The sequence below is a fragment of the Kribbella sp. NBC_01505 genome, assembly GCF_045040285.1.
Taxonomy (GTDB): Bacteria; Actinomycetota; Actinomycetes; order Propionibacteriales; family Kribbellaceae; genus Kribbella.
On sequence record NZ_CP109425.1, the window covers coordinates 6,400,730 to 6,413,923 of the forward strand.

Sequence of the window (13,194 nt, forward strand, 5' to 3'; positions counted from 1 at the left end):
CCGAAGGCATCCAGCGCAGGGCAGCCCGGGGCCGCACCGAGGCTCGCGTCCAACCTCGGGTGGAAACGGCTGGCGCAGACCGGACTCGTCTCTCAGCCCGCGCCAGCCGGGCACTTGGGTCCCTGCCTAAGCGTTGGGGGACTACAGGGAGTTGCTTCGCTTGGACAGGGACGAATGGGGCAGAACCGGCATCGCGCGGCGAGCACTCCGCACGACGGTGAGGATCAGTACTGGTTCCGCCAGCTCTTGGGGTAGGTCAATTCGCGGGGGTCGTATGGAGCTCAGGCGGGTATGCCGCTTCGCTCGCCGAGATTGGCTTGGCGCGAATCAGGTCGGCGGGAAAGCGCAGCGCGAAGACCCTGGCGTACGCCTCTGCGAGTGGTGCTCGGGCAATTCTGGAGTCGATGATCTTGCCTTCACGGATGACCATCACGCGCCACCATTCCGGATCACTCATCGCTCGGACTTTGACGCCGGCTCGTTCGTTACGTGCAACCGACTGAACCGCTGACGATGCAGCGCCTCTAACCGGGCGGCGAGATCTGCCACCACTATCGAGTCCGCGATGACGTACTCGTTGAACCACACCCGCACTCGTCGCCATTCGACCCCAGCCTCCCCTTCACCCGTCGGCGTTGCCGCCGCCTCCCCGTTCAATCGGATCTCCATCCAGTTGCTTCTCGCCGCGAAGCCACCGCGAACCCATGCTGGTAATCCTAGGACTACCAGCACGGAGCGTCAAGAGTCATCGACAGAAAGCGGCGTGCCCGCTTTCCGATGGCTCGGAAAGCGGGCACATGCCGGGATGGTGTGTCGCTACTGGCGGCTTGTCACGGCAGCATCGCCCGCAGCCCCTTGACCTCGGTCAGGAAGCGCTCCTCGGGGATCTGTGGTTCGCGGCCCTTTTGGGCGAGCAGTGGAAACGGCTGACCGGGTCGGGGATCTTCCACATACCGCGGGAGTAAGTGTGTGTGGAGATGAGGGCTTGTGTTGCCCAGGGTCTCGTAATTCATCTTCAGGGGTTGGTAGTAGGCCATCAGAGCCCGTGCGACCGTCATGGTTTCCAGCCAATAGCCAGCCGACTCTTCGTCGGCGAGCTCAATTGGTTCAACGATATGGCGCTGTTTCCAGATTATCAGCGTATATCCAGGCTGTACGTCGGCGCTTTGCAGATAGGCGTCAATGTACTTTCCGAGGAAGATCCTCGCTCCCCATTGGTTGCGATCGTGCCCCATGTTCTTGCAGAAGTCGCAATCTTTCCCTGATATGAGGCGATCCCAGTTCTCGGGCCACCGAAACGTCATGCCGGCGCTGATCCTTCCTCGCTTGTCCACATAAAGGCGAACTCGTGCTGATCAGCGGTGTAGAGGTCATCCGCGACCTGAAGTGGGCGGTTGGTCTCGGTGTAATCGATGTGCAGCATGCGGACCACCGGGACTCCTGCATCCAGCGCGAGCAAGCGGCGCTCCTGCGGGTCTGGCATCCGCGCGCGGAAGACTTCTGTGCCCCAGGCTGGAGGATGGCCTAGTGCCTCGATCTCCGCGTCCGGGCCACGCTTCAATGCATCTGGTGACTCGAGCATCGTTCCATCTGCGAGCCAGAGCGGGTAGTAACTCGTGGAGATCACCGCCGGGTTGTCGTCCAGCAGTTGTAGACGACGACGCACTACGACGACCGCGCCAGTCTCAATTTCCAGCCACTGCGCGACGTCGGCCGGCGCCCGCTCTCTGCCCACGCTCAATATTCGTCGAGATGGGACGCGCCCACTCAGCGCCGCCTCCACGTCGAACACGGGCTTATCTGCTGTCCGATGCAGGTCATGACGATTCCGGGAAGAGACACGCCGGACCGGAGGTTGCTGGCGAACGAATGTCCCGAAACCCTTACGCTTCACAACGAGGCCCTCGAGCACCAGCGCATCAAGCGCATCTCGAACGACGGTCCGACTCACTCCGTAGTCATTCTCGAACTCACGTTCGCTGGGCAACTGGCTACCTTGAGAGCGGGAGCCCGAGCGAATTTCGGTCCGCAAGAGGTCAGCCAACTGATCGGCCAGCGAGCGATCAGAGGTCGGGTCCAGCACCGACCGATTCGTCATGGCGCCTCCCTAGGGTCCTAGCACTACCAGCGACGTTCCCTGAACGGTACCTTGCCTGCGAGCCGAAGAACATGAGCGCATTCACCAGCTCGGTGGCGGCCCCGTCCACCACGGCGATGCGCGCGAGTTGTGCCCGCAGCGTTCTGATCTTCCTTCCTTCCTTCCTTCCTTCTTACTCGCCGAGCGTTGAGGCATGTCGGCCGGCGACGGGAGCAGGGCGCCGAAGAGTAGAAGTAGAACCTCGCTCGCCGGACGCGGCCCGCGGCGATAGCGAACAGGTCTAGCGAGCGTTAAGCGGTGGCGGGGTGGACTGCGTAGCGGGCCGCGAGGGGCTGTCGACCAAGCGGCGCGGCTTTGATCTGCTTTTCTGCAGGTCAGAGAGGGGTTTGTGCGCCAGGCAGGACTCGAACCTGCGACCAACGGATTAGAAGTCCGACGCTCTATCCAGCTGAGCTACGGGCGCCTGACAGATCATCAACCATCATCTGACCTGGGCTTTTGTGCTGTTCCGGCCTGGCAGAGTTTCATCAGTCGTCAGGTCGGATCAGTGTCAATAAGACCCATCACCGGTAACTCTACCGGTAACTCCCGGCCATGCAGTCAGCTGCATGATCATTCAGACGGTCGACCGAGAGTTGCCGTTCCGAACGCTGAACGGCAACTTTAGTCGTTGTCGGTAGACAACCCGCGATCGCTTTGGCCCCGAGTCCAGCCGGCCCCCACGCGCCAGGACCCCCGCAAGGAAAGACGCGTGTCACGCCGTCGTCCGCAGCAGAGCTAGATCACCACTGTCCAGATATCCTTGGGGAATGCCAGCTGGACGCCAACCGATCCCAACCGCAGTGGAGCGCGATCTCAAGTTGGAGGTCGGGTTTCGGTGTCCCATGCCCCAGTGTCGCGAGTCCGAGCTCGACGCAGCACATCTGATCGATCACGCAGAGACGGGCGACGATTCGTTCGGCAATCAGATCATGCTCTGTCCGACGTGCCATCGGAAGCACACGAAGAGAATCATCACCACTCAGGATCTACGAGTGCTGAAGGCTCGACTTGCGTGGGAGAACGACCGGTACACAGGTACGGAAGTGAAGATCTTGAGTCTCTTCGCGCAGAACCTCGGCACGTACTTCAAGCATCCGAAACAGTCGGCTGGATGCTTGCGCTTCTTGCTCGCCGACGGCTATATCGAGCAAGTCGACGACGATGATCCGACTCACGATGCCTATCACCTGACCAAGACCGGCCACTTGTTCGCCAAGGCGTGGGCAGAGTCCCGAGCTCAGCAGATCAAGTTTTCCGGTCCTGACCTCAGGCCGCGCCGGGCAGCTCGCTGAGCGGCGCAATTGGTGTCCAGGAAGGTTCGCCGGCTGGCCCGATGGATGATGACGGCGGTTGCTGAGATCTCCGGACGGACGGTTGAGCTTAAGTGGGCAGGGGTGGCCTAGCAGCGCACCCCGGAGTCACTCGTCGAACTCTGGATCGCATGACGGGTGCGGTGGTCTGCTGGCCGCGCCCCTACCCACGCCACAAGCTTGGCAGGTTTCGGTCGATCACGGCCGAAGTTATCCACAGGTTGCCGCTCTTCCCTGAGTTGCATCAGTTGAGCCAGGAAACCTGTGGACTCGGCTCAGAGACCGCTTGCTGTCGCCCGCGATCCAGGGGCAAGCCTTAGACGGACCTCGTCAGGCTCGACACCGATGAATCCTTCGAGCGGCGGAATGGCCCGTGTCGCCGGGCCATAGACCATGAGTGTGTTCACTGTCGTATGTGCCTGGATGGCCATCTTTCGGGAATCCTCAGGCTCGGCAGCCATCGCGCTGCCAGTCGCCGTCAGATCTCCCGCGCCGGCCGTGTTGAAGGCCAGTACATAATGCTGATAGTGGCCTGGGTTACCAAAGTAGTAGCGTTGCGCATAGCCGACCCTTCGGTTGCCCTCTGCGTACGCAACTTCTGGGGCGTCATCCCGGCTATTGATCGCTCCGAATGTCGATCGCCCGAGTTCAACGCGTAGATTTCCAACGGTGAGCTTGGCCGCGTTGTAGTGCAGACGCTTCTTCCGGATCGTAACTGCAAAGCTGAGAACGACGCCATCTGCCTCAACGATCTGTACCCAGGCGCCCGGCAGTTCGTAGGTATGTACTGACCCCCTGCTGAGAACAGGCGAGCCCAGCCAGCTGTTCACGCTAGCCATCGGCTCACCGCAACAAAGCCGGTCGAGCACACGCGCTTGCGCCCGCCGAGGCGCAAACCATGTTCGCCACAACTGAGCGACCTGCTTTGCGGCAATCGGCGGAACGCCGAGGATCACGATTAGTGCAGCGACCGCCTCAAGAACATCCTTGACTCGCGTCCAGTCGATAGTGATCGGCAAGCCCACAGCCCTCCTGCTCCATTCGGGGTCGTGCGGCAATACCGACCCGCGGTTCGACGGATGGCGGTCCGTGCGGGTTCCGGCCCCATGAGGCCGCCCTATCCGGCGAAGTGTAGGTGCGAAGCTGCACCGGCTGCGAAGTCGAGCTCGGGCGGAGACCATGCCGTGGCAAGCCCGGTGACTCTTAGTGAGAATGACACGCATCGAGTTGCTGAAAGTGTCGGTTCCGTGCCGTAATGTAAGACTCTTGGGGAGCGGGCGGCGGTAACTGGAGGTTGACCGCTCAAGTAGGTGGGGCCTGAGGATCAGCCCCATTGGCAACGTGCAACGGGGAGGCAGTGATGGCGCAGTCTCCTAGCCCCCTGTCTCCGGAAGCCTCCGTGCGGGATGCGTTCGGAGCCGCGGTACGTGACCTGCGTGAACGACGTCGCTTGTCTCAAGCTGAACTTGGGTCGTTGGTATTCGTCAGCAAGGATCAGATCAGCAAGGTCGAAAGGGCGCTCCGGTGGCCGACCCCTGAGCTCATTGAGGACCTTGACCGCGAGCTAGGCGCCGCAGGTCTGCTTCAGGCATTCGAGATGAGCCTCCGCTCGCAGCGTCGGGTCACTCAACCGCCTTTGCGGCGAGTTGACACCACACTTGAACGTGCAGCTATTGACTGGCTGACTACATCCACCGGTGAGGTTCGCATCCTTGGAGACAAGGATGACGACGCGATCGATGATGAGGAGGTCGCGGCGGTCATCCAACAGCTCACTCGGTTCAGAGAACTCGATCATCAGCATGGCGCCGGCCGAACCCATCAGCTGGTCTCAGGCTATGCATCCGGTGACCTGGAGCATTTCCTGGCGCGTGTTCCTGTCGATGACGCGACGGCGAAGACGTTGTACTCGACCGCAGCGGGTTTCTGGGAATTGGCTGGCTACCAAGCAATCGACCTCGGGCGGGATGGCTACGCCAAGGAGTGCTACCTGAGAGCGCTGGAACTCACCACGGCCGCGGGCGACCATCTTTACGGCGGCTATCTCTTGTCTGTGAGCAGCGCGCACCTTGCGCTTCATGAAGGTGATGTCGACCAGGCGTTGCGGATGGCTCGCATAGGCATCCATGGAACGGCTGACGTCGCCTCGCCCACCGTGAGCTCAGCATTCGAGGCTGTCCTGGCCCGAGGCGAGGCGCGCAGAGGTGATGAGAAGGCGGCCACAAAGGCGCTGTTGCGCGCCGAAAGTCAGCTGGAGGCCGCCACACCTGGCAACGATCCTGCATGGATCGGATACTTCACACCGGCATACCTAGCTGATGAGATGGCCCACTGCTTCCACGATTTAGGCCACCAAACGCTTGCTCAGGAGCAGGCCGGCGAAGCGTTAAGCCAGATCGCCTCAGGCCACGTACGTCGGCTCGCAATTGATACGGCCCTCATGGCGTCGTCGTTGGCAAGGGCTGGGGATCCGGAGCAGGCATGTGTCGTTGGCCGTAAGGCTGTCGATCTGGCAGCACAGACATCCTCCATGCGGAGCCGAGGCCGCATCGACGAACTGCGCCGGGAGCTCGTCCGGTATTCCGATCACAAGTACGTGATCGAGTTCGGGGACTACGTACGCTTCGCGCTTTCTGACTGATTCAGGAACCTGCGGAAAAATCTCAGCTCAGCGTCGAGAGCCTTTGCTGCCAACTCGGGTGCAGCGAGCGTGTGGCTCGAAGTGTCCAGTGCCAGTAGCTCTTGGTCGGCTCCACGTGATTTCAGATCCGAGGCCAGGGCCAGCGTGTCTTGCGCCGCAGTAATCGGATCGTGAAGCCCGTGGATCAACAGGACAGGGCACCCAACATCCGCCGAGCTGACGGCAGTCGCACCTGCAGCCAGCTCGGATGCGTGTGCACGCTGGAAGCGCGGCACGGTAGTTTCCCACCGCTTTGGATCGATGATTGGTGACCTGGCAGCAGCGGCTCGGAATGGCCCGTTGCTGGTCGCCGCGCGTAGAGCTGTGTATCCGCCGGCACTGGCTCCGCAGATGAAGACCTCGCCTGCGAAGGTGACTCCACTGGCGATGAGGTGTCGCGCCACCTCCACGCAGTCGGCTACGTCGAACGAACCCCATCTGCCATAGAGGCTGCGCCGGAACTGCCTGCCGTGGCCGGTGCTGCCCCGGTAGTCAACGTCGGCGACGGCGAAACCATGTCGGGTGAAGAAGTCTATTTGGGGGTCTCGCCGGAGAGAGATCTCATCCGTAGGTCCGGGGTGGGCACGGACGATGAGAGGAGCCCGCCAGGTTGGCCCGGTGTCGACCGGAGGATGCAGAAGGAACTCAACTGCGGCGGCCGAATGCCGTTCAGGTGCGCTCGCCTCCTTCGGAGGAAGCTCCTGACCGGCAAGGACTGAGTGCGATCCATCCCTCTGAACGAGAATGACTGCTGGCGCCGTCGTTGGCGTGGCGGCGATGAGGGCAACTGATGAATCTACCGGACATAGGTATGGCTTGATGGAGGTGTACGGCAGGTCGAGAGTCTGAGACTTCCCGTTGGGTTCGACGACTACCAGGCGGTCCTCTAGATCGATACGAGCCCGGATCACAATGGACCCGTCCTCTAAAAATGCGTAGCTCTGGTAGCCCAGCTCCCACGGCGCCGCGGCACAGTCAGCGGGCATCGGTGCCACCGCGTGCGTATGCTCTCCGTCCCATCGATACAAGTTGAGCCAACCGGTCCGATCGGACATGAAATAGAGATCCGCATCCGGGCCCCATTGCGGCTCGACAACCGACTCTGAAGGTCCGCCGGCTACGCGTCGTGCTATCCCCACCGGGCTGTCTGAGCGATCGTCGTACGGAGCCACCCAGAGCTCGGTGCTATCCCAGGGCATGTGTTCGGAATCCCAACTCAGCCAAGCGAGATGAGCCGGCCCTCGTCGGGGCGCCGAAAGGAAACCTGGCGAACTCCGAAGGACCCTCGTCTGACCGCTCGATGTATCGATCTCAAGCAGGTGATCTCCGTCGAATGCCTCGCTTAGGGCGAAGATGAATCTACCGGCGACAGCGAGGTCACCGACTTGGCCGACGGAGACATCCGTCAATGGAGCTGAGGTCTCCGAGCTGAGCCGGTGGACTCGACCGTCAACCGATGAGACAGCCCATACCCCGCTCACGGACGCCGCCACCGACCCACCGCCGTAGGCGTGGGCCTCGCTACCTACCGCAAATCCCTCCGGAGCGGCGAGGGCAACTCCGTCTTTGGCAGTCCACCTAACGAGTTGGTCGCCCGCGTCGCTGGACTGGATCCAGAACAGAGAGTCGGCGTGAGAGATCAGGCCGTCGTACGCCGCGGGAATCGACACACCTCGATGCTATCGAAATCGCCTGAGCGCGACACCCACGACCGGAGCTTCGTGGCCCCGCCATGTGGACAGTCGAGTTGTCCACATGGCGGATCTCGACTCTTGCGTGGCTGCTCACCAAACTCGAAGAGGTAGCAGCAGAAAGCGCTACGTCACCTCGGACGACCCGCCCAAGGACTTGACCAGCGGCAGATCAGTGGATGCGACAGGAGTGAGAAATCTGATGGCACTCGCAGCTTGGGACTCTCGACCTCGCGTGTTTGTGCTGGATCGGCATCTGGATGTGTCGGGGGTATCGGGCACCGGGCACGTCGCTGAGGGAGTCGTCTGGAGCGATGGTGCCGTGGCTCTGCGGTGGCCCGGAGAGAACGCAACCACCACAACCTTCGAGACGGGCATCGACGGCGTGAAGGCGGTTCACGGCCACAACGGCGCCACCGAAGTGCAGTTCCTAGACGAGATGCGACCCGGTCGTGTGCCGTCAGATTTCGAATACCCGCTATCCACCGGGCAGCGGGTGCCTGCGGCGAGCTGGGACGGCCTGTGCTGCGGATGCGGTGCTGCCTGGCCGTGCACGCGGTGCCCAGACGCCCTTGATCGCTGAACTATCAACCTGAACGGGGGGATCGTCATGCAACGAGTTCATTGCTACTACCGGCAGCACTTCATGATGACCGCAAAGGACCGTGGCGAGGTGATGGCGAGATTCGTTGCCTACTCGCGGCAGAACGGCCTGGAGCTGGGCGGCATTTTCACCGACACAGTGGACTCCGGTTCGCGGGGTCTTGCTGCACTGCGTCTTGCACTCCCGATGGAGCAGGGTGGGTGCGTCGTCGCCGTTCCTGCACTGCTTCACCTCGCTCCACTTGGCGACGCAGCGGCCGTGGTGCGCGAGCTTGCTGTCGATGGGGCGACAGTGGTGACCGTCCCGTTGCATTTTGACCAGGGACCGGCGCGATCGACACGCTGCGAAACCTCACCGCAGAGCCGGTCCCTCACCCGGAGGTCCGGTACGTCCCCGAATGCCACAGGGCGACGTATCGGACCTCCCTCAAATGCCGGCGAGCGGGCGGGCAGCGATTGGGCCGCTCCTCGTTCGCCGTTCCACCCCGAGAGCCAAATGCGCGGTTCTCGGACGGCTCCGCTGCCCTCGTCGCCCTCGGGCGCGCCTGGGCGAGGGCAGCGCGGGCCACTTCCCAAGAGCGGTGAGACGGGTGTGGCACCCCCTGTGGCGAGCACGGCCGGAGCGCAGGGCGGTGCTGCGACCGTGCTGGTACGCGACGCCACATCCGTCTCACCTCGAACACCCGAGCCGCCGGCTGACGTGCTGTCGGCATGGCTTCGCCCGATGCATTGGCAGGCGGGCGGGGTCGCGGTGTCGGCTGGATGCCGGACTGATCTCGGAACCCCCACTCGCCAAGGAGAACGTTGTGCTTAGCCCCGAAACATTCCCTGCCTTCGAGCAGGCCTATCTAGCAGTACTTGACCACGTCACCAACGACTTCGAGTTCCGCAATGCGCCGCGGGGCAACGAAAGCCGTGAGTGTCTTGGGCTGAGCTTCCAGATCGCCGATCCGCGAGATCGGTTGGCGTATTTGGCGGCCAGGCAGGTCAATCCGGTGTTCCACTACGCCGAAGCACTGTGGTACCTGGCCGGCCGCAACGACCTCGACATGATCGGGTACTACGCACCCCGCATGCGCGGCGACTCGCGCGACGGCATATCGATCGTCGGCTCGGCGTACGGTTCTCGGATCTTCAAACCGCTCGACGGCGACACTGTGAGCCCGTTCGACCGGGTTCTGGATCTGCTGCGCAATGAGCCCAACTCGAAGCGCGGGGTGTTGCAGATCTTCGGCCGTGACGAACTAGCAGTCGAGGCGAACCCTGACATCTCTTGCGTGGTGGCGCTGCACCTGTTGGAGCGGGAAGGGCGTCTGCACATGGTTTGCTACATGCGCGCCAACGACGTCGACCGTGGACTTCTGGCCGATGTCTTCTCATTCACCATGATTCAGGAGTTCGCCGCGATCCAGCTGGGGCTGGAGGTTGGCACCTATACCCACCACATCGGCTCGGCGCATATAGGTGATCGCGACTTCGCCCGTGCACGGCGGACCTTGCAGGAGGCCGGCGACCGCGCGCAGCGGCCGCAGTTCGAGGTGCGGGCGATGCCGAAGGACACCAGCCCTGAGCTGATCTCTGAGCTGCTGAGGCACGAGGCAGCGCTGCGCACCAACGCGCGGCAGTATCAGCCAAGCGAGATCGCCGAGATGGGATTTGACCCGTACTGGCAGCAGGTCCTACTGATGTTCGAAGCCAAACGACAACTCGTCCATTGCCCGGCTGACACCGTCGATGACGTCGTCATGAACGCGCTCGATCCCGGGCTTCGCTGGCTCATGGCGCGACGCTGGCCACGCCGGATCGCCCCGTTCGAGGTCTCATCGTGAAGCAGTCACCAGGCCCGGGTGAGTTCGTGCTCGGTGGGGTGGACTGGACTCGTTGGAGCGTCATCTTGCTCAAGCCAGACTGCATTCGCCGAGGGCTAATCAATGACGTTCTGGACCGAATCCAGCGTCATGTGCTGGTCCTTGCGCAGCGTCAGGTCGTCGTTGAGGACTGGCAGATCTTCATTCACTACTGGGACATGTTGGTCAACAAGGACTGGTTTCCCGATCGCGACATCGTCAGATGCCTGCGCGACAACTATGTCGGACAGGAGGTTGTTGTCGCTCTTGCTCACGGCCCCGAAGGTGCTGACACGCCCGCCCTCGTCCGGTCACTGCTCGGGCACTTCGACCCGACCCAAGCCGCACCCGGCACCATCCGAGCCGACCTCGGTGCGGACTCGCTCAGCCTAGCCACTTCGCAAGCACGACTGATCGACAACCTGGTCCATGCCTCCGACGACGCTACGGCCGCATGCCGTGACTTCGGCACCTGGTACGGAGCCAACGCCTGGTCCCTGCTCGACGTAGGAGGTAACTAATGACACCGCCAACCATCGCCCGACGATCCTTGCCGCTGCTCACGAATGAGCAGATCAGCGCCCTGAAGCCGGAGCTCGCGGACACCATCGAGTACCGAAAGTCCGGACTCTCACTGAATCACATCATCGGATGCCCGCTGGACTGTGGCTACTGCGTACGGCACCTGTTCAGCAACTTCGAACTGAAGACCCCGCGAGCCCTGATGTCCGACGAGGCCGCCGTGGATCTCTTGACGAGCCACCCGTACTTCCAAACCGACGTCACACCGATCCAGATCTTCAACCGAGCAACTGACCCGATGCTGCCGGTCGTAAAGCCACATACCTTTAACGTCCTTCGCCTACTGGACCAGCGCGGCCTCAAGAACCACGTGCTTGTCATCACCCGTTGGCGAGTTGAACCCGAGGACTGCGACATCCTCAACAGCTTCACCAACATCAAGTTGACCGTGCTCGTCACGCACTCAGGGATCAAGGACCCACGAATCGAGCCAGTCGACTCTCAGATCGCCGCACGCAGTCTCCGCACGCTCTACGAGCACGCCCAGCGATACCGCACCATCCTGTACTGGCGACCCATCGTTCCGGGGCTCAACGACAGCGACGCCGATATCGACCGCGCCCTCGAACTGTCCGAGCACGCGCACGCCACTGTCTTCACAGGTCTCTTCTTCCGCAACGAGATCGCCGAGTACTACGAGAGCCACGGCATCCCCATGCCGTACGACGAGACCGCCCGGCGAAAGATCATGCCGGAAGTATCGGAACAGCGCATTCTCGCCCGGTTCCGCCGTACCGATGACATCGAGGCTCCCTACGGTGAGCTCTTCCGCAAAACAAGCTGCGCCGTCACATACGCGCACGGCGAACCGGATTACAACGGGCACTACGGCATTCGTGACCTCTGCGACATCTGCCCGATGTCACAACTCGCCGTCTGCGCGAGCGCTTGGAAGAAGCCAGATCTCGATACCGTGAACTCCCAAGCCCGCCAACTTGGCGCGACCAGCGATGTCGTCATCACCGACAGAGCCGTCATCGTCGAGGGGCTCAACGAACCACCCCGCTACTGGCTACAACACACCCATGGCTACCAGGTCCACGACGCGGCCAAACCGCATCATCACCGGCGCCACGGACGAGCCGACATCGGCTGGGACAAGGCGAAAGAGGAACAGTGAACACGAGCACCTGGCCCGAACTGCTTGTCGTCGACGTGGAAGGCAACGGCGCCAACCCGCCCGACCTCGTCGAGGTTGCGGCCCTGCCGATCCGGCAAGGCCAACCCGACACGAGCACCGCCGGCGCCTGGCTCATCCGCCCACCGGTTCCGGTGACCCCGTTCGCTGCCCGAATCCACGGACTTACCAACGCGGTGCTCGCAGACGAACGCACCTGGGACGTCGTCGCTCCTGACGTGGCCAAACTGCTGGGCGAGTCGTGGATCTGTGCCCACAACGCTCACGTTGACTATCGTGTCCTGGGCCAGCACCTACCGTTCTGGCGGCCAGCTGGAGTCATCGACACACTCCGATTGGCCAAAGCGACCTGGCCGGGCCTGCCGTCGTACAACCTCGACGCGCTGATCGCCCACGCCGGCCTCGACCTCACCCAAGCCCCAGCGCAGCGTCACCGAGCAACCTTCGACGCCTACGCCACCAGCAGTCTCTTCCTGGCGCTCGCCGACAGCTATCCGACCTGGGAAGCGCTGATCGCCGCCGCGGTCCCTCCAGGCATGCCGGGCGCACCCAAACCAGAACCCGAGGACACCCTGTTTTGATTACTCCTGTTCACATCGCCATAACCGGAACGCACTCCACCGGAAAGACCGTCCTTATGCGGCGCGCGGAGATGGAGCTGCGCGCGGCTGGCCTCCGGGTAGCTCGCGTTCACGGACTCGGCAAACGCGCCGCAGCTATCGGTCTTCCGAAGATGCAACGCCACACCGTCATCTCGACGGAGTGGGTCATCGCAGCAGGCATCGCAGATGAGCTGGCTCACACGACTGACTCCGACGTAGTCCTCACCGACCGCGCGCCAATCGACGCTCTCGCCTACTACACCGCAGCCCTTGAGTTCCGCGGTGAAGCCAGCGACCCAACGACGACTGAGCGACTCGAGCAGCTCGTCGCCAGCCAATCGCCACGCTACGAGCTCCTGCTCGCCACAGAACTCGATCCCGCCGAGCCAGTAATTGCCACACACGACTACGACCCCCGATACAGACACCTCGTAGATCGCCATATCCACGACTGGCTCTTCAAGACCAGCTCCACCCACCAACTCGTCGCGAACACCGACGACAGCCGCGACCAAGCGATCGCCCTCATCAAGAGCCGCGTCGCCTCCTACGAAAACGCAGCAACGTACAACGAACTGCAGGTTTGAAACTGAGGCCCCAG

The 13,194-nt window shown here is 62.4% G+C and carries 12 protein-coding genes and 1 tRNA gene; 7 read left to right on the forward strand and 6 right to left on the reverse strand.

Annotated elements, in window-relative coordinates; translation table 11 throughout:
• Window positions 1–256: 256 nt before the first annotated feature.
• From OG474_RS30335 to OG474_RS30350, 4 genes are all read right to left on the reverse strand, one after another.
• Window positions 257–457, reverse strand: coding sequence for a hypothetical protein (locus OG474_RS30335; protein WP_405057015.1), 201 nt, complete (start codon window positions 455–457; stop codon window positions 257–259).
• 373 nt (window positions 458–830) lie between these two features.
• Window positions 831–1,304 (reverse strand): HIT family protein, encoded by a 474-nt coding sequence (locus tag OG474_RS30340; protein WP_405057016.1) that lies wholly within the window; start codon window positions 1,302–1,304, stop codon window positions 831–833.
• On the reverse strand, window positions 1,301–2,098 hold the full coding sequence (locus OG474_RS30345; protein ID WP_405057017.1) for a GntR family transcriptional regulator: 798 nt from the start codon (window positions 2,096–2,098) through the stop codon (window positions 1,301–1,303). The genes OG474_RS30340 and OG474_RS30345 overlap by 4 nt, the downstream gene beginning before the upstream one ends.
• Window positions 2,099–2,487: 389 nt before the next feature.
• Window positions 2,488–2,561 (reverse strand) — tRNA-Arg (locus OG474_RS30350).
• A 346-nt stretch (window positions 2,562–2,907) separates the two neighbouring features.
• Between OG474_RS30350 and OG474_RS30355 the strand changes: the two genes are divergently transcribed.
• Window positions 2,908–3,432: an HNH endonuclease signature motif containing protein gene (locus tag OG474_RS30355; protein WP_405057018.1), complete on the forward strand. Its 525-nt coding sequence runs from the start codon at window positions 2,908–2,910 to the stop codon at window positions 3,430–3,432.
• 293 nt (window positions 3,433–3,725) lie between these two features.
• Here OG474_RS30355 and OG474_RS30360 read toward each other — a convergent pair whose 3' ends face one another.
• Complete coding sequence (locus tag OG474_RS30360) at window positions 3,726–4,475, reverse strand: ETEC_3214 domain-containing protein (protein WP_405057019.1); 750 nt, start codon at window positions 4,473–4,475, stop codon at window positions 3,726–3,728.
• 374 nt (window positions 4,476–4,849) lie between these two features.
• Between OG474_RS30360 and OG474_RS30365 the strand changes: the two genes are divergently transcribed.
• On the forward strand, window positions 4,850–6,091 hold the full coding sequence (locus OG474_RS30365) for a helix-turn-helix domain-containing protein (protein ID WP_405057020.1): 1,242 nt from the start codon (window positions 4,850–4,852) through the stop codon (window positions 6,089–6,091).
• On the opposite strand, the gene OG474_RS30370 is transcribed toward OG474_RS30365, so the two are convergent.
• Window positions 6,064–7,800: a prolyl oligopeptidase family serine peptidase gene (locus OG474_RS30370; protein ID WP_405057021.1), complete on the reverse strand. Its 1,737-nt coding sequence runs from the start codon at window positions 7,798–7,800 to the stop codon at window positions 6,064–6,066. The genes OG474_RS30365 and OG474_RS30370 overlap by 28 nt on opposite strands.
• Window positions 7,801–9,230: 1,430 nt before the next feature.
• Here OG474_RS30370 and OG474_RS30375 point away from each other — a divergent pair.
• Genes OG474_RS30375 through OG474_RS30395 form a run of 5 tightly spaced genes read left to right on the forward strand, consistent with a single transcriptional unit; the run spans window position 9,231 to window position 13,180 of the window.
• Window positions 9,231–10,253 (forward strand): thymidylate synthase, encoded by a 1,023-nt coding sequence (locus OG474_RS30375; protein ID WP_405057022.1) that lies wholly within the window; start codon window positions 9,231–9,233, stop codon window positions 10,251–10,253.
• A gap of 38 nt (window positions 10,254–10,291) precedes the next feature.
• Window positions 10,292–10,792 carry a nucleoside-diphosphate kinase gene (locus tag OG474_RS30380; RefSeq protein ID WP_405064631.1) on the forward strand — a complete coding sequence of 167 codons (501 nt, stop codon included), beginning with the start codon at window positions 10,292–10,294 and terminating at the stop codon, window positions 10,790–10,792.
• A gap of 29 nt (window positions 10,793–10,821) precedes the next feature.
• Complete coding sequence (locus OG474_RS30385; RefSeq protein ID WP_405057023.1) at window positions 10,822–11,973, forward strand: hypothetical protein; 1,152 nt, start codon at window positions 10,822–10,824, stop codon at window positions 11,971–11,973.
• Window positions 11,970–12,572 (forward strand): exonuclease domain-containing protein, encoded by a 603-nt coding sequence (locus OG474_RS30390; RefSeq protein ID WP_405057024.1) that lies wholly within the window; start codon window positions 11,970–11,972, stop codon window positions 12,570–12,572. The genes OG474_RS30385 and OG474_RS30390 overlap by 4 nt, the downstream gene beginning before the upstream one ends.
• Window positions 12,569–13,180, forward strand: coding sequence for an AAA family ATPase (locus OG474_RS30395; protein WP_405057025.1), 612 nt, complete (start codon window positions 12,569–12,571; stop codon window positions 13,178–13,180). Before OG474_RS30390 ends, OG474_RS30395 begins: the two co-directional genes overlap by 4 nt.
• Window positions 13,181–13,194: the final 14 nt, after the last annotated feature.